This window comes from Kibdelosporangium philippinense, from assembly GCF_021390435.2.
In the GTDB taxonomy this organism is placed as follows: domain Bacteria; phylum Actinomycetota; class Actinomycetes; order Mycobacteriales; family Pseudonocardiaceae; genus Kibdelosporangium; species Kibdelosporangium philippinense.
On sequence record NZ_JAJVCN010000002.1, the window covers coordinates 1,079,522 to 1,105,275 of the forward strand.

Consider the following 25,754-nt stretch of genomic DNA (forward strand, 5'->3'; position numbering starts at 1 on the left):
GGTGAATGTGTGCTGACCCGATAACGGGCGCGGTCACATGATCGATCGTGGCGACATGGGAGCCGTCTGGAGTTGGCTGGCACCGCTGGGGATCGGCGTGCTGGTGCTCGCGATCCTGTTGTGGGTCATGAAGATCTACTTCGGCGAGTTGATCAAGCGGTCCGCCGTCCGGCCGAAATCGACGGGGTTCACCCGGCTGCAGATCACCCGCTACCGCAAGTCGATCACCACGGAGTTCCGGCGGCACCGCGCAGGCTTCGCCGACGACACGATCGCGGACATCACCAAGGTCTACGTTCCGCTGCAGTCCGAGCAGCATGGTGAACGCACAGACCTCTACCAGAACATCCGCAACGAGCTGAGGTCGGTGGTGGTCGGCCCGGCCGGCGCGGGAAAGTCGATGCTGCTCAAGAACGCCATGCTGACGTGGGCACGAGAGCCGACTAGGAAGGTGCCGGTCCTGGTCGAGCTGCACCGCTGCAACTCCTCGGCGGCCGAGCTGATCGATCTGGTCTCGGACGCGATCGGCCGGTGCCTGCCCAACCGGCGGCGCCGGGCCGACCGCGATCGGGCACTGGCCGCCAAATCGTTGGTCACCGGCCGGTTGTCGCTGCTTTTCGACGGACTTGACGAGGTCGGCAGGGACGATCACGACCGAGTGGTCCGCGCGTTGCACGACTTCGCCGAACGCTACCGGGACTGCCAGATGATCGTGACCTGCCGGGACGTGGTGTACCAGGGTCAGCTCGACACCCGGTTCGGCCACAAGGTCTCAGTCGCCAAGTTCGACGACGCGGCCATCCTGCAGTTCCTCGGCAACTCCACGGATATCGACAGCACCGCCGCAGCCGAGTTGTTCCAGGCCCTGCACAAGAATCCGGCGCTGATGGGGCTCGCGCGCAGCCCGTTGCTGCTCTCCATGATCGTCTACCTGCACGCCAAGGTTTTCAGCAGGGCACGGCGCACATTGCCGACGTCGCGGTCCGCGTTCTACGAGCAGGCCATCACCCATTTGCTCAGACGCGACGCCGATCTGAACAGGTCCGGCCAGATCGAGGCCTTCGACGTCGCCGAGAAACTGGCCGTGCTCCAACGCGCCGCGCTGAGCATGCAGGAATCCACCGGCGGAGACGACGCCGCAAGGCGGACGATCACCGACGGGCGGCTGCGCGCCCTCACCCAGGAGATGCTCGCCGAGCTCAACCTCGCCCCCGAACAGATCAAACCGCTGCTCACCGAGATCGTCGACCGCAGCCAGTTGCTGTTCCCGCTCGACCGGCGCCGTTCCCAGTACCAGTTCCGGCACACCACGTTGCAGGAATATCTGACAGCCGTCGAACTGGCCGACGATCCGCAGCGGTTGCTTGACCGCTACGCCGCCGACCCGTTGGCATGGCGCGAAACCGTGAAGCTGTGGTGCGGTTCAACCTCGCGTGACTGCACGGAACTGGTCAGGACGATCTTCGCCGCGGCCGGGGCGCATCACAAGATCCTTGCCCTGGAATGTCTTTCCGAGGCCAGAAGGATCGACAGCGAGTTCGCCGACGAGATCATCGCTACGTTCCACGCCGAACTCGCGCTGCCAGGGCCGGACCGCGAGGCCATCGTCACCGCGTTCGGCGCGGTCGCGGCCGACCGGAGACCACGCGGCTACCAAGTACTGGAACTTCTCAAAGACACCGCGCTCAAGGCCGAGTCACCGGCCAAGGCCCTGGCGATGCAGGCATTGTCGGCATCCGGCCGGATCGAAGCCGCGGAGGCGTTGGCCAAGCTAGCGAAACGTGATCGCGTCGCCCGAACCTCGTTGCGCGACATGGGTGAGCTCGCGCTCCCCGTGCTCACGGCACGCGCGGCGGAAGGCCGCCGCTGGGCGGTCGACGATCTGCGAGTCATCGGCACACCAGCCGCGGCGAAGGCGCTCGCCGGTCTACTGTGGTCAGGCGACGCACCGGTCGCGAAACGAGCCGCGTGGTGTCTCGCCGATCTGATCCGCAATCCGGACGTCGAGCAGGTCCTGCGGGACACGCGGTCAACCGGTTCGCAGCCCACGCTGGAATGGGTGTGGAAACCGTTCGCCACGGACAAGGACGACCCGCTCGTCCTGATCGCCGGCCGGATCGCCCACCTGGTGAACACGACAGGCCAGAAGGACATCCCGCCGGAGATGACCGTGATCGACTCGCGGATCGGCATCCCGCTGGCCATCCTCTGGTGTGATCACGACTTCAAAGAGGCCGAGCCGGATCCGGCTGCCCGCAAGTCGATCTCGAAGGCGCTCAACCAGGTGTGGCCCAAACGCTGGAGTACCGGCGAGCTGGGCAGCGACATCGCGTCGGCCTTCGCCAACGCGGCGGCCCATCCGTCCGACGCGGCGCTCCGGCTGCAGTCGCTGGTCTTCACGGCCGCTGAGCTCAATCCTGTCCTCGAACGGTTGCTCGGCATGCTCAGGTGGCCGGTCAGAGCAATGGTCATCACGACCGTAGTGAGTGAGAGGTTCCACGACAACGCTGTCCGGCCGATCACTCGGCAAGCCGACTGGCTGACGATCCGCACCCGGCGACGGGACACTGGACGGCTCTGGTTGTCCTTGCGCCTCGCATGGGGGACGTTCGGCGCCGGTCTGGCAGTTCTGGGGCTGCTGCGTGCCGTGCTGACCCTCGACGGGAGTCTCGCCTTCGGACCCGGCTGGCTCAGCATCGGCTTGTTCGCCGGAATAGGTTTGGTTCTGGCGATCGCGGGCGCCAATTTCCTCAGCCCGGTGAGCGAGTTCTGGTTCGGTACCGCGATCATCACCGGGTTCGTCTGCACTGTGGTGACGGTGGTGTTCGCCGTGTCGACCCTCATCCATTGGCTGTCCCTGCCGATTCTCATCGGCCTGGTCGCCTTGCTCGCGGTCTGTGGGCTGGCCGCGTGGACCGCGAATCGATGGGACCGCAGGAGCAACAACGTTTTCCGGCGTTGCTGGGAGGCCGAGACCATGCCGGCGAGCGGACGGACTTCCATTCTCGCTGGCTAGCGGTACTCTCGGCCGGGGGTGGTCGGAGTGGCTAACCGGGTCTTATGGGCTGCAATCACCGGGATCGTCGCCTCCGCGGTGGTGGTGACCGTGATCGAGCTCGACGCGATGCGGCCAGAACCCGAACCTGTGGTCGACCTGGCAGAAGCCGAGGTCCTGTTCAACCGAGCGGTCCATTTGGCTGAGAACAAGAGGTTCGACGAGTTCTGCCGGGAGATCGCGGAATTCCCGGACAATTGCCGGCGCACGGTGCAGTGGTACGAAAGCATCGGCTGGCAGCCAGGGCCAGCGCCACCGAAGATCGTCGGCATCGAGTACGGCAAGCCAGGATTCCCGCCGGTCATCCTGCATCTCACCGGCCAGCTGGAAAGCGGCAGCGCTTACACGGCCAGCTTCGGCGTCAACAAGGACCGCGACGGTCGGGTCTTCAGCTGGTATCCGGTCTATTGGAGTGGCGTGGACTTCGGACCGCAGACACCGAGGTGTGCGGCGAAACCACCTGCCCACCGCAGGCCGTACCGCCGACCACTTAGGCGGGCAGGTGTTCCGGGCCGAAGGCGTCCGGGAGTACTTCGCTCATCGGCAAAATCCCGCGTGGCGTGTCCAAAAGGCAGTCTGGGCCGCCGAATTCGTAGATGATCTGGCGGCAACGTCCGCATGGCATCAGCAATTCCCCTGTGCCGCTACGGCAGGCCACAGCCACGAACCGGCCGCCGCCGGTCAGACGCAGCTGCCCGGCCATCGTGCACTCGGCACACAAACCCAAGCCGTACGAAGCGTTCTCGACATTGCAGCCTGTCACCACGCGGCCGTCCGAAACCAGAGCGGACGCGCCGACCTGCAAGCCGGAATACGGGCAATAGGCCTGGGCGGCGGCCGTGACAGCCGCCGCCCTGAGCATGTCCCAATCAGGCGTCACGAACCCTGTCCTCGGCGATAGATGAACCCGTCAGCCTGCGGCATCCGCAGCCGTTGCGACGCGACCGCGAGCACAATCAGCGTCACGAAGTGCGGCGCGTACGGAGTCAGGTCACGTGGCAACTCGTCCACCGAGTAGTAGATCGCGTACAACAGACCTGCGGCCAGAACAGCCGAGCCCGCGGCGAACCACTTGCGGCGCCACAGTTGTACGACGACCACGACTACGAGCAGGAGCACCGCCGCGTACAGCAACGCAAGCACGGCGGGTCCACGGCCGGACAGTTGCAGACCGTCCGTGTAGCCGAACAGGGCCGAGCCGCCCAGCAGTCCACCTGGGCGCCAGTTGCCGAAGATCATTGCCGCCAGGCCGATGTAACCGCGGCCGTTGGTCTGGTTTTCCAGATAGTCCGCGCCGTCCTTCAGCAGCACCAGCGACGCGCCGCCCATTCCCGCGAGGCCGCCGGAGATCAGCACTGCCGTGTATTTGAAGGCGTAGACGTTGACGCCCAACGATTCCGCGGCCACCGGGTTCTCGCCACAGGACCGCAGGCGCAGGCCGAACCTCGTGCGCCACAACAGGATGTAGCTGATCGGCACCAGCAGGATCGCGATCATCGTCAGCGGCGCCACCTGGGTCATCAGGCCACGCAGGATGCCAGCGACGTCCGAGATCACCGCCCGCTGTTCGCTTTCCAACCCTGCCAACCAGTTCGTGATCCCGGTTGCCGAGTAGGTGTCGAACTTCGGCACCACCGGCGACTGCCGCGGGTTGCCCGACAGCGGCTGGAAGACCAGGTGCGCCAAGTACTTCGTCACACCGAGGCCCAGGAGGTTGATCGCCACACCCGAAACAATGTGGTTCACGCCGAACGTCACGGTCGCGATCGCGTGCAGCAATCCACCGACCGCGCCGAACAGGATCGCCACCAGCAGGCCGACCCAGACGCCACCGTAGTACGAACCCCATGCGGCGCCCCAGGTTCCGAGAATCATCATGCCCTCGAGACCGATGTTCACGACACCCGCGCGCTCCGCCCACAGACCGCCGAGGGCGGCCAACAGGATCGGCAACGCCAGCCGCAGAGCGGTCTGGGTTGTGGTTGATGAGGTCAGGTCCACGTTGCCGGTCAGGTACGAAGCCGTTGACAGCACAGCGATCGCACCGACCGCCCACAGCACGCCCATCAACCAGCCGGGCAGCTTGCGTCGCTTCGGTGGTTCGGCGACGTGCACAGGCCCGGCGACCGGGCTGTCCGCGATACCGGCGGCCATCAGGCACCTCCCGTCGAAGAGCCGGCTGCAGTGCTATCCGAGGCGTCGCTGGTATCCCGGCCGAGTTGACGGCCGACACGGCGTTGCTCAGCCGCGAGCTCGACCCGGCGCACGATCTCGTACGCGATGACCACGGACAGCACGATGGCTCCCTGCATGATCGTCGTGATCTCCTGCGGCACGCCCACGTTGTCCAGCGACACCGCGGACTTGTCGAGGAACGCCCACAGCACCGCACCCAATGCGATACCGCCTGGGTGGTTACGGCCCAGGAGTGCGACCGCGATACCCGCGAACCCGTAGCCCGCAGGCGAAGTCTGCAGGTACTCGTGGTCCCGGCCGAGCAGTTCCGGCAGCGCCGTCAACCCGGCGACACCGCCGGACAACAGCATTGCCGTCAGGATCATCTTGCGGGCGTCGACGCCACCCGCCGTCGCCGCGGTCGGCGACTCACCGCTTGCTTTGAGCTCGAAGCCGAAGCGGGTTCGGTTGAGCAGGACCCAGTAGCCGTAGCCGACGAGTGCCGCGACGAACACGAAGCCGAACAGGGTTCCGTTGTCGCCGAACGGGATTCCTGGCATCCAGCCGGACTCCGGGATCGGCTCGGTGCCGATGTTGTTTCCTACCTGGACACCGAAGGCGTCCGTGCTCACCAGGTAGGCGATCAGGCCGATCGCGATGGCGTTCAACATGATCGTCGAGATCACCTCGGACACCCCGCGGTAGACCTTCAGCAACGCCGGGACCAGCGCGTAGAGCGCACCGGCCACGATCGCGACGATGATGATCACCAGGGTGTGGATGCCGGGCGGCAACGCGATCCCGCCACCGACGATCGCCGCCACCACCGCGGCGAACCGGTACTGGCCCTCGACACCGATGTTGAACAGGTTCATCTGGAAGCCGATCGCGACCGCCAAGCCTGCCAGGTAGTACACCGCGCCGCTGTTGAGCGTGTCGACCGCGGTCGTGCCACGGAACAGCTGGCCGATCATCGCGCCGAACGCCTCAAGCGGGTTGTCGCCCGAGATCAGCAAAGCGATCGTGCACAGCAGCACCGAGAACACGATCGCCAGTGCCGGCGGCAGGAGCTTGGCACGAAGGGTGGTCTTCACTTGGTGGCCTCCCTCGGCGCGGAGCCGGTCATCGCACAGCCAAGATCCTCAGCGGTGACCGTCGACGGGTCCTCTTCGGACACCAGACGGCCGCGCAGCATGACCACGATCCGGTCCGACAGGCCGATCAGCTCGTCGAGGTCGGCCGAGATCAGCAGCACCGCGAGACCGGCCGAGCGGGCCTGGCGGATGTGTTCCCAGATCAGCGCCTGCGCACCGACGTCGACACCACGCGTCGGGTGTGACGCGATGAGCAGCTTCGGATCACCGGACAGCTCCCGGCCGACGACCAGTTTCTGTTGGTTACCACCGGAAAGCGCGGCCGCGGCGACGTCGATCCCCGGCGTGCGCACGTCGTACTCGTCGACGATGCGCTGAGTGTCCTTTTTGGCCCCGGCGATGTCCAGCCACTGTCCCTTTGAGACAGGCTCACGGGTCTGGTAGCCGAGCATCCGGTTGGCCCACAACGGTTGTGTCAGCAGCAAACCGTGCCTTGTCCGGTCTTCGGCGATGTAGCCGATCCCAGCTTCGCGACGGGCCAGCGTGCCCAGCTTGGTGATGTCCTTGCCACCAAGGCTGATCGTGCCGCCGGTGCCCTTGCGCATCCCCATGATCGTCTCGACCAGTTCGGTCTGGCCGTTGCCTTCGACACCGGCGATGCCGAGCACCTCACCGGAATGCACGACCAGGTCGATGTCGTCGAGCACGGCACGCGCCGAGCCGGGTTCGGACAGGCGCAAACCGGAAACCGACAGCACAGCCGTATCCGTCACGGTCGATTCGCGCGTTTCCGGGCTGGGCAGTTCGCTGCCGACCATCATCTCGGCCAGCTGCCGTGAACTGGTCGTTTTCGGGTCCGCGGTGCCGACCGTGGTGCCGCGGCGGATCACCGTGATCGAGTCGGCGATCGCGCGCACCTCGTCGAGCTTGTGCGAGATGAAGATGAACGTGAACCCGTCGTCGCGCATCTGCCGCACGGTCTCGAAAAGGTCGTCGACCTCCTGCGGCACGAGGACCGCGGTCGGCTCGTCCAGGATCACGATCTTCGCGCCCCGGTAAAGGACCTTGACGATCTCGACCCGCTGGCGGTCGGCCACACCGAGGTACTCCAGCGCCACGTCCAAATCGGCGTTCAGGCCCGTTCGCTTGGCCAGTTCGGCGACCTTCTTACGGGCCTTCGCGCCGATGCCGTACAGGCCTTCCGCGCCGAGCACGATGTTCTCGAGCACGCTCAGGTTGTCAGCGAGCATAAAGTGCTGGTGCACCATGCCGACGCCGACTTTGATGGCGTCCGACGGGTTTTTGAACCGCACCGGCTCGCCGTTCACCTTGATGGTGCCCTCGTCCGGCTGCAGCATGCCGTAGAGGATCTTCATCAGGGTCGACTTGCCCGCGCCGTTCTCGCCGCAGACCGCGTGCACCTCACTGGTGCGTACTCGCAGGTGGATATCGCTGTTGGCGACCACCCCGGGGAATCGTTTGGTGATCCCCACCAGCTCAACGGCCAGGTCGTCAGCCATCTTCGCCTCCCGGAAACCCAGAAAACCCTCGTGAGTGGTTATCAGGGTTCTAACCCGGATAACCACTCACGAGGGATATTCAGCCTTTAGTCCATCGTGTTAGCTGGATGGCTTGTCCGAAACCGTGATCTTGCCGTCGATGATCTGCTGCTTGTACGCGTCCAAGATGGCCTTGATGTCGTCGATCTTGCCGCCGGATGTGGCGTAGCCGACGCCGTCGGCCTTCAGGTCGAACCGCTTGGGCAGCGTGCTCAGCGTGTTGCCGGCGACCGCGCGGACGTAGTCGTACACCGCGACGTCGACCCGCTTGAGCATCGAGGTGATGATCACGTCACGGGAGTTCTCGACCGTCTTCTGGTTGTACTGGTCCGAGTCGACGCCGATGGCCAGCACGTTCTTGGACTTCGCTGCCTCGAAGACACCCTTACCCGAGGCGCCCGCGGCCTGGTAGATCACGTCGGCGCCACGGCTGATCTCGCCGTTGGCGACCACGTTGCCCTTGGCCGGGTCCTGGAAACCGGTGAAGTCACCGGCCGGGGTGATGTACTCCGCGGCGACGTTGGCGTCGTTCGACGCGGCCTTCACGCCCTGCTCGAAGCCCGCCTGGAACTTCTGGATCAGTGGCACGTTCACGCCGCCGACGAAGCCGACGCGGCAGCTCTTGCTCTTGTAGACCGCGGCGACGCCGACCAGGAACGAACCCTGCTCCTCGGCGAAGACAAGGCCGGTCACGTTCGGCAGCGTCACGGTGTCGTCGTCGACGACGGCGAACTTCGTGTTCGGGAACTGCGCGGCCACCGCCTGCACCGACTTGGCGTACGCGAAACCGACCGCGATGATCGGGTTGAAGCCCTCCTGGGCGAGCTGGCGAAGACGGCTCTGCTTGGCGTCCTCCGGCTCGTTCGGCGCGGCGGTCAGCTCCTTGGTCTCCTTGAGACCCATGTCCGTCTTGGCCTTGTCGAGACCGGCGGCGGCGGAGTCGTTGAACGACGCGTCGCCACGCCCGCCGATGTCGTAGGCAAGGCCGACCTTCAACGCACTGGCGTCCACCTTGGGGCCGGTGGTACCACTGGTGGCGCCGCCCGTGCCGGAAGCGGCAGGCACCGGGTTCTTCTTGCAGCTCTCCGCTTGGTTGCCGCCACCGGCGGGTGAGGTTGACCCGCCTCCGGTGTCCTTGGCGCAGCCGGCCAGTGCGAGAGCACCGGTCAGGGCGACGGCCGCCAACGTGGTAACGCGCGATCGACGCACGACGTGTCTCCCTCCGAACCCCGGCCTCTTCGCCGGGAACTTGCGAATTGGTGGACCGTACCTGCCCTGCTGACCAGGTCCGTACACCACCGGCAGGGCGTAACCTAATCGTTTGCCGGTGATGTCGCTGGCGACCGCACCTGGACACGCAGGGTGATCAACCGGCCCGCGGTTACCCGTCGTTCACCGGCTCCGCTGCTTCTCGCACGCGCCTTGGCTTTCGAATAACCGTCTGCCGATAGCCACGGACTACCAACACGATGTCGGCAGAGAATTCTCGACGAGCTTGCGCACGTCAGAGGGGCGAGTGGGCTGCGGCGGCGCTCAGTCGCCGCGGACACCGCCGTGTTTGGTGTGTCACAGACGGCATCCGCTGGTTGGGCCAGGTACGGGCGACGGGGCTAGCATCCGTGACGTCAAGGCCCGGTGGGTATTCGTCCCGGTTGGACTCCAGCCCATCCAAGCCGAGAGTCCGGCGAAGCAGGAGGCGAAGAAAACCGATGTCCGCCGAAGCCGCTGAGGTGTCGCGGCCCAGCCGACGCGGGACGTTGTACCGCGGTGACCCAGGTATGTGGTCGTGGGTGGCGCACCGCATCACCGGTGTGCTCACGTTCTTCTTCCTTTTCGCGCACGTGCTGGACACCGCGTTGGTCCGCGTGTCGCCGCAGGTCTACAACGAGGTCATCGAGACCTACAAGACGCCGCTGGTGAACCTGCTCGAGGTCGGCCTTGTCGGCGCCGTGCTCTACCACGCGCTCAACGGCATCCGCGTGATGCTGGTGGACTTCTGGGCCAAGGGCCCGCGCTACCAGCGGCAGATGCTCTGGGGCATTTTGGCGGTCTGGCTGCTGGTGATGATCCCCGGTGCGTACTTCATGATGGTCCGCACGGTCACCGAGATGTTCGGAGGCTCGTGATGACGCTCGCACTGGACAAGCCGCGCACACCCCGCCGTCCCGCGGCCCGGCGTGCGAACTGGGAACTGGCCAGCTGGGTTTTCATGCGCGTGTCCGGCATCGCGCTGGTCGTGCTGGTCCTCGGCCACCTGCTGATCATGAACATCCTCGACGGCGGCGTGCACCGGATCAACTGGGGCTTCGTGGCCGGCCGCTGGTCCTCGCCGTTCTGGCAGTTCTGGGACCTGTCGATGCTGTGGCTCGCCGAGATCCACGGCGGCAACGGGCTGCGCACGATCATCAACGACTACGCCCGCAAGGACAGCACCAGGTTCTGGCTGAAGGTCCTGCTGTACGTCTCGATGGTGCTGATCCTCGCGCTCGGCACGTTCGTGATCTTCACGTTCGACCCGAACATGGACGCCTGATCTCACCCACCACGAAAGCCTGGACAAACCAATGCAGTTCCACAAGTACGACGTGGTGATCGTCGGCGCTGGGGGCGCCGGCATGCGCGCCGCGATCGAGTCGGGCCAGCGGGCCCGAACCGCTGTGCTGACCAAGCTCTACCCCACGCGTTCGCACACGGGCGCCGCGCAGGGCGGTATGTGCGCCGCGCTGGCGAACGTCGAAGAGGACAACTGGGAGTGGCACACCTTCGACACCATCAAGGGTGGCGACTACCTCGTCGACCAGGACGCCGCGGAGATCATGGCCAAGGAGGCCATCGACGCGGTGCTCGACCTCGAGAAGATGGGCCTGCCGTTCAACCGCACGCCGGAAGGCAAGATCGACCAGCGGCGATTCGGCGGGCACACCCGTAACCACGGTGAAGCCGCCGTGCGCCGCGCCTGCTACGCCGCGGACCGCACCGGCCACATGATCCTGCAGACGCTGTACCAGAACTGCGTCAAGCACGGGATCGAGTTCTTCAACGAGTTCTACGTCCTGGACATCTGCCTGACACCGGACGCGAACGGCGACCCGGTGTGCACCGGCGCGATCGCCTACGAGCTGGCGACCGGCGAGATCCACGTGTTCCAGGCCAAGTCCGTCGTGTTCGCGACGGGTGGCTTCGGCAAGGTCTTCAAGACCACGTCGAACGCGCACACGCTGACCGGCGACGGTATGGGCATCATCTTCCGCAAGGGCCTTCCCCTTGAGGACATGGAGTTCTACCAGTTCCACCCGACAGGTCTTGCCGGACTGGGCATCCTGCTCACCGAAGGCGCCCGTGGTGAGGGCGCGATCCTGCGTAACGCCTCGGGTGAGCGGTTCATGGAGCGCTACGCCCCGACCATCAAGGACCTGGCGCCGCGTGACATCGTGGCCCGCTCGATGGCCCTTGAGGTGCTTGAAGGCCGCGGCGCGGGCCCGAACAAGGACTACGTGCTGCTGGACTGCACGCATCTTGGGGCGGAGGTCCTTGAGACCAAGCTGCCGGACATCACCGAGTTCGCCAGGACCTACCTGGCGGTCGACCCGGTGACCGAGCCGGTGCCGGTGTACCCGACCGCGCACTACGCGATGGGCGGCATCCCGACCAACATCCACGCGGAAGTGTTGCGGGACAACGACCACGTGATCCCCGGCCTGTACGCGGCTGGCGAGTGCGCGTGCGTGTCGGTGCACGGCGCCAACCGCCTCGGCACGAACTCGTTGCTGGACATCAACGTGTTCGGCCGTCGCGCCGGAATCGCCGCCGCCGAGTACGCAGTCAGCCACGAACACGTTGACCTGCCTTCGAACCCGGCGCAGTTCGTCCAGGACCAGCTGGCGCTGATCCTGTCCGAGCACGGCAAGGAACGCGTGGCGGACATCCGTACCGAACTTCAGGCCACAATGGACGCCAACGCCTCGGTGTACCGCACCGAGGACACGTTGAAGCAGGCGTTGCACGACGTACAGGCGCTGAAGTCCCGGTACGCGCACATCACCGTGCAGGACAAGGGAAAGCGCTACAACACGGACCTGCTCGAAGCGATCGAGCTCGGCTTCCTGTTGGAGCTGGCCGAGATCCTGGTCGTCGGTGCGCTCAACCGCAAGGAATCCCGCGGCGGGCACGCCCGTGAGGACTACCCGAACCGGGACGACACGAACTACATGCGTCACACCATGGCGTACAAGCAGGGCGAGTCGCTGACGTCGGACATCCGGCTGGACTACAAGCCCGTGACCTTTACCCGGTACAAGCCGATGGAGCGCAAGTACTGATGACTGCCACAGTTGAGTCAGGAATCCGCGGCGACGCTCCGCCGGTACCGGACGGCGCCGTCATGGTCGCGCTGAAGATCCAGCGCTACAACCCGGAAGTCGACGACGAGCCGCACTGGGAGACGTACGACATCCCAGCGCTGCCAACGGATCGTGTGCTGAACCTGCTGCACTACGTGAAGTGGTACATCGATGGCACGCTAACCTTCCGCCGCTCCTGCGCGCACGGGATCTGCGGCTCGGACGCGATGCAGATCAACGGAATGAACCGGCTGGCGTGCAAGGTCCTGGTGAAGGACCTGATGGCGCGTAAGGGAAAGCCGACGACGATCACGATCGCGCCGATCAAAGGCCTTGAGGCGCGCAAGGACCTGCTCGTCGACATGGAGCCGTTCTTCGAGGCGTTCCGTGCGGTGAAGCCATACCTGATCACGTATGGCAACGAGCCGACGCGTGAGCGGATCCAGTCGCAGGCCGACCGTGAGCGCTTCGACGACACAACCAAGTGCATCCTGTGCGCTTGCTGCACGACTTCGTGCCCGGTCTACTGGTCGGACGGGTCGTACTTCGGGCCAGCCGCGATCGTGAACGCGCACCGCTTCATCTTCGACAGCCGGGATGAAGGTGCGGGCGACCGGCTGGACATCCTCAACGACACCGAGGGCGTGTGGCGCTGCCGGACCACGTTCAACTGTACGGACGCGTGCCCGCGTGGCATCCAGGTGACCAAGGCGATCCAGGAAGTCAAGCGCGCCCTACTCTTCCGCAGGTGAATGCTCGTGAGTGGTTAGTAGCGTTAGAACGCGGCTAACCACTCACGACGACCCTCGGGTGCAAGGTTGAGTAAGAGTTGCGAAAGTAATACCCTTACCTTTCATGAGCGGGAAGCTGACGTCCAAGGGTCAGGTGACCATCCCGATCGCGGTCCGGGAGGAGCTCGGCCTGCAACCGGGCGATGAGGTCGACTTCATCGTCGAAGATGGAGCGGCCAAGATCGTGCGGGCCGCGTCGCACGGTCAGCGCGGGCAACGGATCGTGGCCAGGTTGCGTGGACGTGGAGATGTGCCCATGACCACCGAAGAGATCATGGCACTGACGCGTGCCGACTGAGCGAACCCTTGTCGACTCGAATGTGCTGATCGACCTGCTGACCGAGGACCCGCAGTGGTTCGACTGGTCGTCGGCCGCCCTCACCGCGGCTGCCGACGAAGGGCTGCTGCTCATCAATCCGCTTGTCTACGCCGAGGTCTCCATTCGGTTCACCAGCATCGAAGACCTGGACGACGCACTCTCACCGAACGACTTCGTCCGCACGCCGTTGCCATGGTCGGCCGCGTTTCTCGCTGGCAAGTGCTTCGCCGACTACCGGCGCCGGGGTGGCACCAAGCCTTCCCCGTTGCCCGACTTCTACATCGGCGCCCATGCCGCGGTATCGAAGTTCAGCCTGCTCACCCGCGATACCGCCCGATACCGCACCTACTTCCCCACAGTCGACCTCATCTGCCCAGGTCAACCGTCGTGAGTGGTTAGCGGCGTTAGAACACGGATAACCACTCACGAGGGGTGACCAGGATATGGACTGGGAGGAGTACCTGTACCGCGAACACAGCCCGGCGACCATCGCGCGCTGGGCGAAAGGCTTGCGGTACTTCAGGTTCTGCCGGGCGTACGGCGGCCATCAGAACGACGGCGACCGCCTGTTGGTAGCGCTGAGTGATCCGGCACTCGACCCGGACATGTTCCAGCCGGCCGTCCCCACCATCAGGAACGGCCGACTGGAATTGTGGCTTTCGGACACGTATTACGTCACCGATTCAGTTGTCGATTCCGCACGGGAAATCGAGCGACTGATCCCCGGCGAGCTCGTCATTGATCCGCCGCTCGACGACAAACACTGCGTCTGTCCGAAGTATTACCCGCAGATTTGGGCTTAGACCCCAGCGGTGTTGCGTATGAAGGAACGACTGTTGGCGATGCTCGAATAGTTCTGCGTCCCATTCGGGTTGCTGCCACTGTTCTCACCCGTCGAGCACACACCGACCTGGACGCCGTCCGCGAGCTGCGGACCGCCGGAGTCACCCTTCCACGCCGCGCCGTTCACGCCCTCGCTGCGGATCGCCGGACCGTTGAAGGCGTCCGCGCTCGTACCGGTGACGCGAACGTTGGCGGTCTTGAGGACGGGCGAAGGAGGCGAGCTGCCCTCGGTCTGGCCCCAGCCGAAGATCTGGTTGGTCGAGCCGGTCGCCGGGTTGGCGTCGCCGAGCTTCATGTACTCGGTTTCCACAGCTGAGCTCAGGTGCAGCAGCAGGATGTCGCCGGTCGGCGCGGCCTGCTTGCGGTCGACGGTGCGGTCCTCGCCCTGGCCGAGGTTCACGTTGCCGACCTTGACCGACAGGCTGGAACCGTCGCAGTGCTTCGCCGTGAGCACCCACTGCGCGGCGATGATCGTGCCGGAGCAGTTGAACTGGCCACCCACGTAGATCTGTGCGCCCCACGGCGCGGAGCTGACCGTCCCGCCACCGATGATCATGGGCTGAGCCGGATCAGCTGCCGCGGGCACGCCGATCGCGGAAACGGCGACCGCGAGCGCGGCAGCCGGAATGAATTTACGCATGAAAGCGCATTCCTTTCAGCAGGGGTCGAAAAGGAATGGCTCGGGTACCTCAATTGCGTCCCCGAACGCCCTTTCACGCTATGGTGATCGACGATCAGCGGTAAACCCGTCGTTCGTATGTTTAGACCGAACAGCCCAGCGGGTACGCGTTGCGACTCGGCCAAAAAAGAACGGGGTGACCAGGCGAACCTGGCCACCCCGGACAGCAAGCATGCCTACCTGAAGACACGCACGGTCATCGAGGTGCCTTGCTGGGACTGCACCTGGATCTTCACCCCGGCCGCGGGCAGCTTCACGCCCGCGCTCGGCTGCTCGGCGAACCAGTACGGCTTGGTGTCGTCGAACAACGGCTGCGCGGCCTTGCCACGGATGTAGCTGGCCCGACCGCCCATGGTCAGCGAGAACGAGTCCGACTTCTGCAGCGAGAACGGCGCGTCGTACCCGGCGACACTAGGCTGCCACGGCCTGCCCTGCAGGTTGTAGATCGGGTCAGGATTCGCGTCGACCGGCAGGATCAGGCCAACGCCCGGATGGACGCTGGTGTTGTTGTCCTTCTGCGAAGTGTCCCAATAGGACACCAGCAGGCCGTCCTGGTACGGGAAATGCTCGACGAAGTCCGGCCGGTCCGGGAACCCGAAGTTGAACGGACCGGTCCGCATGTACTGGTCAAACGACACGTACGCGCGGTTGCTGGCGATGTAGAAGTGGTCGAACGTCGCCGTTTCGGTACCGGTCGTCTGCTTGAATCCGGTGAGAGTCCAGCCTGCCGGTGCGCCTTCCGCGCCGTCGTTCACTACGACCGTGCCATCAGCGGTGATCTTGATGTCGTCGGCGAAGAAGCCGTTCGGCGCCACACCGCCATCGGTCACGTAACGGAAGCGAAGCTTGGCTTGCTTGCCCGCCAACGAGTCCAACGGCACGTTCACATCAACCCAGTTCGCCTGCGCGCCGGTCAGTGCTGGCGCGTTGGCGCCGTCCTTCGGGAACGCGGCGCCATTCACCGTGCCGTCCAACGACGTCCACGTCGCGCCACCGTCGGTCGAGGCCTGCACATACAGGTAGTCGAAGTCCGCCTCGATGTCGTAACGCGTCTTCAACGTCAGCGACGCTGACGTCTTCCCGGTCAGGTCAAGGTCCCTGACCATGCTGTTGTCGATGGCATCACCCTTGCCACTCCAATACATCTTCGTTCCGGCGAACGGCTTGCCGTATTCGTCGGTGACCTGTTTATCGGGCAGCACAACGACAACACCTTGCGCCTTGTCCGTGTTGTACTCGTGCGGACCGAGATCGATCTGCCGATCCTGGCCTGCCACAACAACTTCGTAATCCAGCCAACCCAGCTGCAACTTGTCCCACGCGGACAAGTCGTTCGCGCGCGTACCGATCGCCTCCCCGGGGGCCGACACTCGGTTCTGCGCCATCAACGACCACCAGTTGACGCCATTGTCCTGCGCGCCACCGGGTCCAGCTGTGTCGTAGTGGTCAGGCAAACCAAGGTCGTGGCCGTACTCGTGCGCGAACACCCCAAGGCCACCGTTCTCGGGCTGCATGGTGTAGTCACCGACCCACAGACCGGTCGCACCGATCTGCACACCGCCGCGCTTGTTTCCCTCAGGGCCGACCGGCGTGTTCATGTAGGCGAACGCGCGGTGGCTCCAGATCGCGTCCTCACCCTGGACCGGGTCGATGTCGGCCTGGTCACCACCAGCGTGCACGATCTGGAAGTGGTCCAGGTAGCCGTCGGGCTCGTTGAAGTCGCCGTCGTGGTCGTAGTCGTTGCGGTCCCACGTGTCGTACGGCTTGAGCTCCTCACGGATCTGCTCAACCGTCGCACCAGCCGCGACTCGGCTCTCAACCCACTTGGCCAGTGAGTCACGAATCAGGTCGAAGACGTTCACGCACAGCGTGCCCGCACACGGGAAGCCGTTGGAACGACCATACCGGGCCTCGTTGTAGTCGACCTTCACCCAGTCAGTCACCATTCCGTCGACGGAGTACCGGCCGGAAGACTGCTTCTCGTAGAAAGTCTTCAGCGATTCCACTCCGGCGCCCTCGCCGAAGTACATCTGCTGGAAGTGCTCACGCGAGTAGTCCGGCTGCCAGATCGTGGTGTTGTCCACCGCACGGTTCGGCGCCGGAATCTCGTTGTGCAGCGGGCCATCGAACTTCGTCGGGCCGGGCCAAGCCGGATCGGTGTCGACATCGGGATACCGCGGGTCACGCTTGTTCCCGAACTCGGCGAGGACCACGAAGACCTTGTCAGTCTTCTCCCTGCCGAGCTCCACGTACTGATCGACGCGCTGGTTCGGCTGGCCGCCACGCGCCGCGTCGGCGGGCTTGTCGCCGATCCTGGCAACCGTACTCGCGCCGCGCTTCTCCACTTTGGCCTGGCCGGAGAGCACCTCCGCGAGTGCTTCCTGACGCAGCGCGCGGCGCTTCTCCTCGTCCTTGTTCGGCAGATCGTGGTCGCCTGCGGCCAGCTGCGCGGCTGGCGGCGACGCGCTTGGCATCGCCACCGCGGGCGTGGCCAACCCGCTGGCGCCCAGGCTGACCAGCGCACACAGCGCCAAGCCCGCCATTGCTTTCCGATGCACTCGTCCTCCAGCGCACTGACAGCCGGAGACTGGTCACTCTCCGGCACAAATAGTCCGGAAGGACGGTACAAATTAACGCGAAAGAAGGACACGGTCCGTGAGTATGATTATCGCTGTGTAATCATGGGCCGATGTTTTCCCTGGCCGGGCCCGCGAACTCGTTATCCCTCGGTGGATCGCCACTAGACCACCGAATGGGGTGACCAGACAATGGCCGGTCACCCCATTCAATGGAGAAGCGATCTACTTGAACACGCGCACCGTCATCGAAGTGCCTTGCTGGGACAGCACTCTGATCTTCACCCCGGACGCGGGCAGCTTCACGCCCGCGGTGGGCTGATCGGCTGACCAGTACGACCTGGTGTCGTCGAACAGCGGCTGTGCCGCCTTGCCACGGATGTAGCTGGCGCGGCCTGCCGCGTGCAGCGTGATCGAGTCCGACTTCTGCAGCGAGAACGGCGCGTCGTATCCGGCGATCCTCGGCCGCCACGGCTGACCCTGCAGGTTGTAGATCGGCTCGGGATTCGCGTCGACCGGCAGGATCAGGCCAGCACCCGGGTGGGCGGACGTGTTGTTGTCCAGCCACGAAGTGTCCCAATAGGACACCAGCAGGCCGTCCTGGTACGGGAAATGCTCGACGAAGTCCGGCCGGTCCGGGAAGCCGAAGTTGTACGGACCCGTCTTCATGTACTGGTCGAACGACGAGTACGTCCGGTTCGTAGCGATGTAGAAGTGGTCGAACGCCGCCGTTTCGGTGCCCGTGGTCTGCTTGAACCCGTTGAGGGTCCAGCCTGCCGGTGTGCCTTCCGCGCCGTCGTTCACTACGACCGTGCCATCAGCGGTGATCTTGATGTCGTCGGCGAAGAAGCCGTTCGGCGCCACACCACCGTCGGTCACGTAACGGAAGCGAAGCTTGGCTTGCTTGCCCGCCAACGAGTCCAACGGCACGTTCACATCAACCCAGTCCGGCTGCGCACCGGTCAGTGCTGGCGCGTTGCCGCCGTCCTTCGGGAACGCGGCGCCGTTCACCGTGCCGTCCAGGGAAGTCCACGTCGCGCCACCGTCAACCGAGGCTTGGACATAGAGGTAGTCGAAGTCCTCTTCGATGTCGTAACGCGACTTCAACGTCAGCGACGCTGACGTCTTCCCGGTCAGGTCAAGGTCCCTGACCATGCTGTTGTCAACGTCATCTCCCTTGCCACTCCAATACATTCTCGTTCCGGCGAACGGCTTTCCATAGTCGTCGCTGACCTGTTTGTCCGGCAGCACAACGACGACACCCTGGGCTTTGTCCGAGTTGTACTCGTGCGGGCCGAGGTCGATCCGGCGATCTTGGCCTGCCACAACGACTTCGTAGTCCAGCCAGCCAAGCTGCAACTTGTCCCACGCGGACAGGTCGTTGGCACGCGTACCGATCGCGGGCTCGCCTGCGGCCGAAACCCGGCTCTGCCCCATCAGTGACCACCAGTTGACGCCGTTCTCCTGCGCGCCACCGGGCCCAGCTGTGTCGTAGTGGTCAGGCAAACCAAGGTCGTGGCCGTACTCGTGCGCGAACACCCCAAGGCCACCGTTCTCGGGCTGGATCGTGTAGTCGCCGACCCACAGGCCGGTCGCGCCGATCTGGGTGCCGCCGCGCTTGTTGTTCGGCGGGCCGTCTGGCGAACTCGGGTAGGTGTACCAGCGGTGACTCCAGATCGCGTCTTCGCCCTGGATCGGGTCGCCGTCGGCTTGATCGCCGCCGGAATGCACGATCTGGAAGTGGTCGAGGTAGCCGTCCGCCTCGTTGAAGTCGCCGTCGCTGTCGTGGTCGTAGCGGTCCCACGTGTCGTACGGCTTGAGTTCCTCGCGGATCTGCTCGACGGTCGCACCTGCCGCGACGCGGTTTTCGACCCAGCGGTTCACCGAGTCACGAATCAGATCCCAGGTGTTGTTGCAGATGTTGCCCGCGCAGGGAAAACCGTTGGAACGACCGTAGCGGGCTTCGTTGTAGTCGACCTTGACCCAGTCGGTGACCATGCCGTCGACGGAGTACCGGCCGGAAGACTGCTTCTCGTAGAAGGTCTTCAGCGACTCGACTCCAGGCCCCTGCCCGAAGTACATCTGCTGGAAATGCTCACGCGAGTAATCCGGCTGCCAGACCGTGCTGTTGTCGACCGCGCGGTTCGGCGCGGGGATCTCGTTGTGCAGCGGACCGTCGAACTTGGTCGGGCCGGGAATCGCCGGAGCGATGTCGACGTCCGGGTATCGCGGGTCTCGCTTGTTGCCGAACTCGGCGAGGACCACGAAGACGTTGTCCGTCTTCTCCCTGCCGAGTTCCACGTACTGATCGACGCGCTGGTTCGGCTGGCCGCCACGCGCCGCGTCGGCGGGCTTGTCGCCGATCCTGGCGACCGTACTCGCGCCGCGCTTCTCCACTTTGGCCTGGCCGGAGAGCACTTCGGCGAGCGCTTCCTTGCGCAGAGCGCGGCGCTTCTCCTCGTATTTGTTCGGCAGGTCATGGTCGTCGGGCGCGCCGTACTCGATCCCCGGATTGGTCACGCTGGGTGCTGCGGCCGCGGGTGCGGATAAGACGCCGACGCCCATACCGACCAGGGCTAACAGCGCCAGGCCGGTCGAACTTCTTCGATGCACTTGCCCTCCCGTGCACTGAACGGCGGAGAGTGAACGCTCTCCAGCCACCAGATGAACGGGCCGACAGTACGAATTAACTCTGTAGAGTGAAATACGCCATACGTAGGGTTAACACTGTGAGACCAGCTTGGCCGGTCTCACTCGATCAGGCCCAAAAAACGGCGAGCCCCACATTCAGCACGACGAGGCCGCCCAGGGTCGGGCTGAACCACTTCGGCGCCTTGTCCTTGGTGACGTAGAGCACCGCGAGCACGCCGATCACCACGAGCACGAGCAGCTTGATGCCCAGCTTCATGTGGTTGTAGTCCTGGTTGGTCAGCGGCGCGAGCAGCATCAGCGCGAGCCCGGTGACCAGCTGAACGCCCGCGCCATGCAGCCAGCCTTTGTTCACCGGCGCCTCCTTACCGGCCTTGAGCTGCAGCATCAGCGTGCCGACCAGCATCGCCATACCGAGAAGGTGCAGGAACACGAGCAGATGCCGGACGAACTCCACGGGTTCTCCCTGTGTGGTGGGAAGGGTGCAAACAGCCGGAACGGCATTATTCGCCCATGACCGAACGCGACACCGAATGACCCTAGTCTCACATGATCCAGGGCCTTCCACATTCGGTGAACGGGAACAAACTTGCCTCCCCCGCCAACCGACATCACGATCGAGTGACTAGCCTGCAGGTGTGCCTGAACGAGCTCGGCAACTGGCCCGCGTACTGAATCTGAGCCTCGGCATCGCCGCTGCCGTCACGTTCGCCGCGGCGCCTGCCACGGCGAACGCACAACAGACGTCATCGAACAGCAGCTCGCCGCGTAACTCGGCGTCCTCGACCCCGAAGAGCTCGTCGCCCAACAAGTCGACGGGCTCCAGCACCACCGGCAACAAGCCGTCCGACGGCGCCGCGGCGACCAGCTGCACTTCCAAGGCCGTGCCACCACCGGCCAACGACGGCAACGGCGACCAGCTGCCGCCGCTCGACCTGCCGAAGGATCCGATCGGCGGGCCGCGGATGGGCGAGTGCGGCGTCGTTCTGCCGCCGAACGCCACCAAGCTCCCCGACGGTATCGCGGCCGATTCGTGGCTGATCGCCGACGAAGCGAGCGGCGACGTGCTGGCCAGTTATGCACCGCATGCCCGGCAGCGCCCAGCCGGAACGATCAAAATTCTGCTCGCCATGGTCGCGCTGCGCGAGATCCCGGCGGACAAGCTGATCGTCGGCACCCGTGAGGACACCCGGCAGCCCGGCACGAAGGTCGGCATCATCGCCGACGGCAAGTACATCGCGGGCGACCTGATGCGCGCGCTGATCGTGATGCCGGCCGCCGACGCGGCGAACGCGCTGGCCCGTGAGCTGGGCGGACCGGACGAAGCCGCGCTGAAGATGAACAACCTGGCCCGTGAGCTCAAGGCGCTCGACACCAGGGTTGTCAATCCGAACGGCACCGACGTGCCTGGTCAGAGCACCTCGGCGTTCGACACCGCGCTGATCTACCGCGAAGCGCTGCGGATGCCCGAGTTCGAGGCCGCGACCGGCTCGAAGCGGGTGCAGATCAAGCCGCAGGGCAACCGCAAGACCACGATCACCCGTAACAACGACAACCAGCTGCTGAACACCTTCGCCGGGGCGACCGGCGGCAAGGCGGGCTTCACGAACGCGGCCAAGAACGTGCTGGTCGGCAGTGCCGAGCGGGACGGCCGCAACCTGATCGTCGCGGTGATGCGCTCGGAGAGCGAGCCGTTCCCGCAGGCGGAATCCTTGCTGGAATACGGTTTCACGCTCGCCGCGGCGCGCGTGCAGCCGGTCGGCGTGCTGACCGGCGCGACCAGCCAGCCGTCGCCGAGCAGCGCGGACACCCCGAGCAGCGCCGAGACCGAAACGACCACCCTGGCCAGCTCGAACGCGGTGGCCAGGTCCGCGTTCGGGACCGCTGGCCTGCCGATCACCATCCTGGCTGGCGCGGTCGTGCTGATCGGTCTCGTGCTCACCGCACGCAAGAAGATGGCCAGGGCAAAGAGGTTGCGGCTCCAACAGGGTCGGTGACTTGACTTCAGTATTACGCCCTAATCTGGGTTCGTGGTCCTGACGTCACGGCGACTCTTCGCTGTCCTGCTGGCCTCGCTGTGCCTGCTCGCGCCCGCGAGCTTCACGGCGTCGGCACAGCCTGGCGACTCATGCCCGAACAAGACGATCCCGCCAGCGGCCGTGGACACCTCGGAGAACCCGAAGCCCGGCCAGCAGGCACCAACGCCGCCGCCCGTGCCGCAGCAGGCCGCGGGCGGCCCTCGGATGGCCGAATGCGGCGTGGTGCGGCCGTCCACAGCGCCCGCGGTGCCAGCGGACGTCAACACCGGCTCGTGGCTGGTGGCGGACCTGGACAGCGGTGAGGTGCTCGGCGCGAAGGACCCGCACGGCAGGCAGCGTCCGGCATCCGTGATCAAGGTCCTGCTCGCGATCGTGGCCATCGACGAACTGGACATGACCAAGGTCGTCGAAGGCACCCAGGAAGACGCCAACCAGCAGGGCACCAAGGTCGGCATGGGCCCAGGCGGCCAGTACACGGTGAACCAGCTGCTCCTGGCGTTGCTGATGCATTCGGGCAACGACGCCGCGCACGCGTTGGCCGTGCAGCTGGGTGGCGTTGAGAAGACCGTGGCGAAGATGAACGCCCTGGCCAAGAAACTTGGCGCGCAGGACACGCACGTCGCCACCCCGTCCGGCCTCGACGGGCCGGGAATGATGACGTCGGCCTACGACATGGCGGTGTTCTACCGCGAAGCCATGAAGAAACCGGATTTCGCCAAGGCGGTCGCCACCAAGCAGATCGACTGGCCGGGCTACGGCACCAAACCGGGCTTCAAAGTCAGCAACGACAACCGCCTGCTCGGCCGGTACGCCGGATTCCTCGGCGGCAAAACAGGTTTCACCGACGACGCCAGGCATACGTACATCGGCGGCGCCGAGCAGAAAGGCCGCAAACTCGTGGTCGTGCTGCTGCGCGGCGAGCAGCAGCCGGTCCGCATCACCGACCAGGCCTCGAAGCTGCTGACGTGGGGCTTTGACGTGGCAGCCAAGAAAATCGACGGCGTCGGCACCCTGGACGCGCCGCCGGCGGACGCCGCGACCACGACGTCACCCGACGCGCAGGCCAGCGGCATTACCGGCGTTGGTCAGGGCTCGGGCCCGATCGACAACAACCGGGGTTTCCTGCCGACGGCGGCGATGTCGATCGCGGCCATCACGATCCTGGGGTTCTTGATCTGGCGGATTCGGCTTCGCTACGCACGTCGGCCGGTTCCGGCCGCTGTTCATCCGGCTGCTCCTGACCTTGACCAGACGGTTCAGCTTGACCGGATTGACCGTCTGTTCCGGGACGACTAGTCGTCGCCGTCCACGCGGTGATGAACAAAAGGAATCGCGCGACAAGGTTGGCGAACACGAGAAGACCGATGACTGGCCCGAAAATCGCGCCGGTCGGCGAACTCGTGACCACGTTCAGGTAGATGGCGCCGAGCTGCTTGAGGATCTCAAACCCGATAGCGGCAGCCAAAGCGCCTTTGACAGCGCTGCGAACATTGACCTTTTCCCGTGGCAGCCGGGTCAGGACCCACAGGAACACCACCCAGTTCGCGATGACCGACAACACCAAAGTCGCGAGGAACAACAGGAATCGCGCCCACCCAGCGCCCTCGAGACCGACAAGGCGCAGCAACAAATTCCCCAGCCCAGTGCCCGCCGCGGTGAGCCCGAAGGAAACGACGAGCGCGAGACCGAGGCTGATCAGCGCGACCAAGTCCTTGAGCGTGCTGGAAATCAGCGGCAGCTGCTTGCGCTCGTGCCCCCATTGCGCGGTCAGCGCGTCGCGCAGGTTGGTCATCCACCCGATACCGGAGTAAAGCGCGGCGATCAAACCCAGGATTCCGACCATGCCTTTGGAATCCAGCGCGGTCGTGACAACCTGGTTGACGGTCTCGCCGAGAGTGCCGGGAACGGCCTTCGTGATGCCGTCCTTGAGCTGCATGAGCAACTCCGGCTGAGCGGCAAGGATGAACCCGGCGACCGCGAAAGCGATCATCAGCAACGGAAACAGCGAAAGCACGGAGAAGTACGTGATCGCCGCGGCGAACTGATTGCCGTACCGCTCAGAGAAAGCGTCGTTGGCCCGGATCAGATGATCGAGCCAACGCCACTTGCGACGGTAGTCATCCAGCTTTCCCACATATCGACGCTAAGACGGCTGCGCCGGGTTTGCATGATGAAACGTCATCCGGCGAGGAAACCCACCCGTTCGTAGGTTTGTGCCAACGTCCGGCTGGCGACCGCACGAGCCCGCTCAGCACCCTTGGCGAGAAGCTTGTCCAACTCGGCCGGATCGTCCAGATACCCCTTCACCGCGGCCTGGACAGGCGTGACGAACTCGACGACGACCTCACCGAGATCCTTCTTCAAGTCGCCGTAACCCTTGCCGTCATAGGCCTTCTCAAGATCCTCGATGCTCCGGCCGGAAAGCGCGGAGTAGATGGAGAGCAGGTTGCTGACGCCAGGCTTGTTCTCGACGTCGTAAACGATCTCGCGGCCAGTGTCGGTGACAGCGGACCGAATCTTCTTGGCAACCTTCTTCGGGTCCTCAAGCAGCTCGACAACCCCAGCCGGGACGGTCTTGCTCATCTTGGCGGTCGGATCCTGCAGGTCGAAGACCTTGCCCGTGTCCTTGACGATGTACGCCTCAGGAAGCGTGAACGTCTTGCCGAACCGCGTGTTGAACCGCTGAGCAAGGTCGCGTGTCAGTTCCAGGTGCTGCCGCTGATCCTCGCCGACAGGCACGAAGTTGGCCTGGTAGAGCAGGATGTCGGCGGCCTGGAGGATGGGGTAGGTGAACAGGCCGACGCTGACCCGGTCGAGGGCCTGGCGAGTGGACTTGTCCTTGAACTGAGTCATCCGACTGGCCTCACCGAAGCCAGCCATGCACTCCATCACCCAGGAAAGCTGCGGGTGTTCGGGGACCTGACTCTGCACGAACAACGTGGCCCGATCGGGATCGATCCCCAAGGCAAGCAGTTGGGCGGCCGAGACCCTGGTGCGCTGCCTGAGCAGCTTGGGGTCGTGCTCGACCGTGATGGCGTGCAGGTCGACCACGCAGTAGAAGGTGTCGTGCGTGTCCTGCATCGCGACCCACTGGCGAATGGCACCGAGGTAGTTGCCGAGGTGGAAAGAGTCAGCGGTCGGCTGAATGCCGGACAGCACCCTGGGGCGGTTCTGCAGCTCGGTGGACACACCGAAATCCTATTCAACTCCCAGCGTGCGCCTCGTGAGTGGTTACGCGGGTTAGAACCCGCGTAACCACTCACGAGGCGCACGCTGGGAAAACGTCAGGGGGTAGCGGGCTGCGGAGCGGGCTCGGGCTCGACAACCGCCACCGGAGCCGTCGGCGCTTGCATAACCTCGGCCGCCGCGGCCTTGTCCTTGGCCGACTTGCGCATGAACCGCCACAACCCGAGCACCATGCCCGTCAAACCGACAGCCGCCACAGCAATGCCAACTGGCCCGGCGACAGTGACCGGCATGGCGTTGGTGCTGTCCTGAGCGAATGCCATCCCGGCGGGCGCGACCATGAAAAGGGTCACGAAAGACACAGTCACCAGGGAACGGGTTCTAGCCACCCGGTCACGCACTGGTTCGCCTCCTGCGACACAAACCGACCTGGCATCCCCCGATCGAGG

The 25,754-nt window shown here is 64.9% G+C and carries 22 protein-coding genes and 1 pseudogene; 10 read left to right on the plus strand and 13 right to left on the minus strand.

The genetic code is table 11. The features are described 5' to 3' along the window. Positions 1 to 55 precede the first annotated feature (55 nt). Entirely contained in the window at positions 56 to 3,016 is a 2,961-nt protein-coding gene (locus LWC34_RS24160) for an NACHT domain-containing protein (RefSeq protein ID WP_233727426.1), read from the plus strand. On the opposite strand, the gene LWC34_RS24165 is transcribed toward LWC34_RS24160, so the two are convergent. The 6 genes from LWC34_RS24165 to LWC34_RS24190 all read right to left on the minus strand — a co-directional run bounded on the left by LWC34_RS24165 (position 3,013) and on the right by LWC34_RS24190 (position 9,092). Further along, positions 3,013 to 3,360: a hypothetical protein gene (locus LWC34_RS24165; RefSeq protein ID WP_233727427.1), complete on the minus strand. Its 348-nt coding sequence runs from the start codon at positions 3,358 to 3,360 to the stop codon at positions 3,013 to 3,015. The two genes, LWC34_RS24160 and LWC34_RS24165, sit on opposite strands and share 4 nt — an antisense overlap. A gap of 185 nt (positions 3,361 to 3,545) precedes the next feature. Continuing rightward, positions 3,546 to 3,917, minus strand: coding sequence for a cytidine deaminase (locus LWC34_RS24170; protein ID WP_233728859.1), 372 nt, complete (start codon positions 3,915 to 3,917; stop codon positions 3,546 to 3,548). A gap of 14 nt (positions 3,918 to 3,931) precedes the next feature. Further along, positions 3,932 to 5,209, minus strand: coding sequence for an ABC transporter permease (locus tag LWC34_RS24175; RefSeq protein WP_233727428.1), 1,278 nt, complete (start codon positions 5,207 to 5,209; stop codon positions 3,932 to 3,934). Continuing rightward, the gene (locus tag LWC34_RS24180) at positions 5,209 to 6,324 is read right to left on the minus strand and encodes an ABC transporter permease (protein WP_233727429.1); all 1,116 of its coding nucleotides are present in this window, start codon (positions 6,322 to 6,324) and stop codon (positions 5,209 to 5,211) included. The genes LWC34_RS24175 and LWC34_RS24180 overlap by 1 nt, the downstream gene beginning before the upstream one ends. Next, the gene (locus LWC34_RS24185) at positions 6,321 to 7,844 is read right to left on the minus strand and encodes an ABC transporter ATP-binding protein (RefSeq protein WP_233727430.1); all 1,524 of its coding nucleotides are present in this window, start codon (positions 7,842 to 7,844) and stop codon (positions 6,321 to 6,323) included. Before LWC34_RS24185 ends, LWC34_RS24180 begins: the two co-directional genes overlap by 4 nt. 99 nt (positions 7,845 to 7,943) lie before the next feature. Further along, on the minus strand, positions 7,944 to 9,092 hold the full coding sequence (locus LWC34_RS24190; RefSeq protein WP_233727431.1) for a BMP family lipoprotein: 1,149 nt from the start codon (positions 9,090 to 9,092) through the stop codon (positions 7,944 to 7,946). Positions 9,093 to 9,592: 500 nt separating this feature from the next. Between LWC34_RS24190 and sdhC the strand changes: the two genes are divergently transcribed. The 7 genes from sdhC to LWC34_RS24225 all read left to right on the plus strand — a co-directional run bounded on the left by sdhC (position 9,593) and on the right by LWC34_RS24225 (position 14,136). Continuing rightward, positions 9,593 to 10,009: a succinate dehydrogenase, cytochrome b556 subunit gene (gene sdhC / locus LWC34_RS24195; RefSeq protein WP_037251582.1), complete on the plus strand. Its 417-nt coding sequence runs from the start codon at positions 9,593 to 9,595 to the stop codon at positions 10,007 to 10,009. Beyond that, on the plus strand, positions 10,006 to 10,416 hold the full coding sequence (locus tag LWC34_RS24200; RefSeq protein ID WP_233727432.1) for a succinate dehydrogenase hydrophobic membrane anchor subunit: 411 nt from the start codon (positions 10,006 to 10,008) through the stop codon (positions 10,414 to 10,416). The genes sdhC and LWC34_RS24200 overlap by 4 nt, the downstream gene beginning before the upstream one ends. A 31-nt stretch (positions 10,417 to 10,447) precedes the next feature. Next, complete coding sequence (gene sdhA / locus LWC34_RS24205) at positions 10,448 to 12,202, plus strand: succinate dehydrogenase flavoprotein subunit (protein WP_233727433.1); 1,755 nt, start codon at positions 10,448 to 10,450, stop codon at positions 12,200 to 12,202. Then, positions 12,202 to 12,975: a succinate dehydrogenase iron-sulfur subunit gene (locus LWC34_RS24210; protein WP_233727434.1), complete on the plus strand. Its 774-nt coding sequence runs from the start codon at positions 12,202 to 12,204 to the stop codon at positions 12,973 to 12,975. Before sdhA ends, LWC34_RS24210 begins: the two co-directional genes overlap by 1 nt. Positions 12,976 to 13,078: 103 nt before the next feature. After that, on the plus strand, positions 13,079 to 13,312 hold the full coding sequence (locus LWC34_RS24215) for an AbrB/MazE/SpoVT family DNA-binding domain-containing protein (RefSeq protein ID WP_233727435.1): 234 nt from the start codon (positions 13,079 to 13,081) through the stop codon (positions 13,310 to 13,312). Beyond that, entirely contained in the window at positions 13,302 to 13,724 is a 423-nt protein-coding gene (locus tag LWC34_RS24220) for a type II toxin-antitoxin system VapC family toxin (RefSeq protein WP_233727436.1), read from the plus strand. The genes LWC34_RS24215 and LWC34_RS24220 overlap by 11 nt, the downstream gene beginning before the upstream one ends. A 52-nt stretch (positions 13,725 to 13,776) precedes the next feature. After that, on the plus strand, positions 13,777 to 14,136 hold the full coding sequence (locus tag LWC34_RS24225) for a hypothetical protein (RefSeq protein WP_233727437.1): 360 nt from the start codon (positions 13,777 to 13,779) through the stop codon (positions 14,134 to 14,136). On the opposite strand, the gene LWC34_RS24230 is transcribed toward LWC34_RS24225, so the two are convergent. The 4 genes from LWC34_RS24230 to LWC34_RS24245 form a co-directional block, all read right to left on the minus strand. Next, entirely contained in the window at positions 14,133 to 14,816 is a 684-nt protein-coding gene (locus LWC34_RS24230; protein WP_235729634.1) for a S1 family peptidase, read from the minus strand. The genes LWC34_RS24225 and LWC34_RS24230 overlap by 4 nt on opposite strands. 215 nt (positions 14,817 to 15,031) lie before the next feature. Then, positions 15,032 to 17,413 (minus strand): immune inhibitor A domain-containing protein, encoded by a 2,382-nt coding sequence (locus LWC34_RS24235; protein ID WP_233727438.1) that lies wholly within the window; start codon positions 17,411 to 17,413, stop codon positions 15,032 to 15,034. Positions 17,414 to 17,656: 243 nt separating this feature from the next. Continuing rightward, positions 17,657 to 20,044: an immune inhibitor A domain-containing protein gene (locus LWC34_RS24240; protein ID WP_233727439.1), complete on the minus strand. Its 2,388-nt coding sequence runs from the start codon at positions 20,042 to 20,044 to the stop codon at positions 17,657 to 17,659. Between the two features lie 145 nt (positions 20,045 to 20,189). Then, positions 20,190 to 20,537, minus strand: a complete 348-nt coding sequence (locus LWC34_RS24245; RefSeq protein ID WP_173127159.1) for a hypothetical protein — start codon at positions 20,535 to 20,537, stop codon at positions 20,190 to 20,192. A gap of 181 nt (positions 20,538 to 20,718) precedes the next feature. Between LWC34_RS24245 and LWC34_RS24250 the strand changes: the two genes are divergently transcribed. Both LWC34_RS24250 and LWC34_RS24255 read left to right on the plus strand, forming a co-directional pair. Further along, a complete protein-coding gene (locus tag LWC34_RS24250; protein WP_233727440.1) occupies positions 20,719 to 22,077 on the plus strand; it encodes a D-alanyl-D-alanine carboxypeptidase family protein in 1,359 nt (452 codons plus the stop codon). A 246-nt stretch (positions 22,078 to 22,323) separates the two neighbouring features. Then, positions 22,324 to 23,022 (plus strand): annotated as a pseudogene (locus LWC34_RS24255) (D-alanyl-D-alanine carboxypeptidase family protein); the annotation flags it as partial. 250 nt (positions 23,023 to 23,272) lie between these two features. Here LWC34_RS24255 and yhjD read toward each other — a convergent pair. The 3 genes from yhjD to LWC34_RS24270 all read right to left on the minus strand — a co-directional run bounded on the left by yhjD (position 23,273) and on the right by LWC34_RS24270 (position 25,658). After that, entirely contained in the window at positions 23,273 to 24,253 is a 981-nt protein-coding gene (yhjD, locus tag LWC34_RS24260) for an inner membrane protein YhjD (RefSeq protein WP_233727441.1), read from the minus strand. A gap of 44 nt (positions 24,254 to 24,297) precedes the next feature. Further along, entirely contained in the window at positions 24,298 to 25,308 is a 1,011-nt protein-coding gene (gene trpS, locus LWC34_RS24265) for a tryptophan--tRNA ligase (protein ID WP_233727442.1), read from the minus strand. Between the two features lie 95 nt (positions 25,309 to 25,403). Then, positions 25,404 to 25,658, minus strand: coding sequence for a hypothetical protein (locus LWC34_RS24270; RefSeq protein WP_233727443.1), 255 nt, complete (start codon positions 25,656 to 25,658; stop codon positions 25,404 to 25,406). Between the last annotated feature and the right edge of the window lie 96 nt (positions 25,659 to 25,754).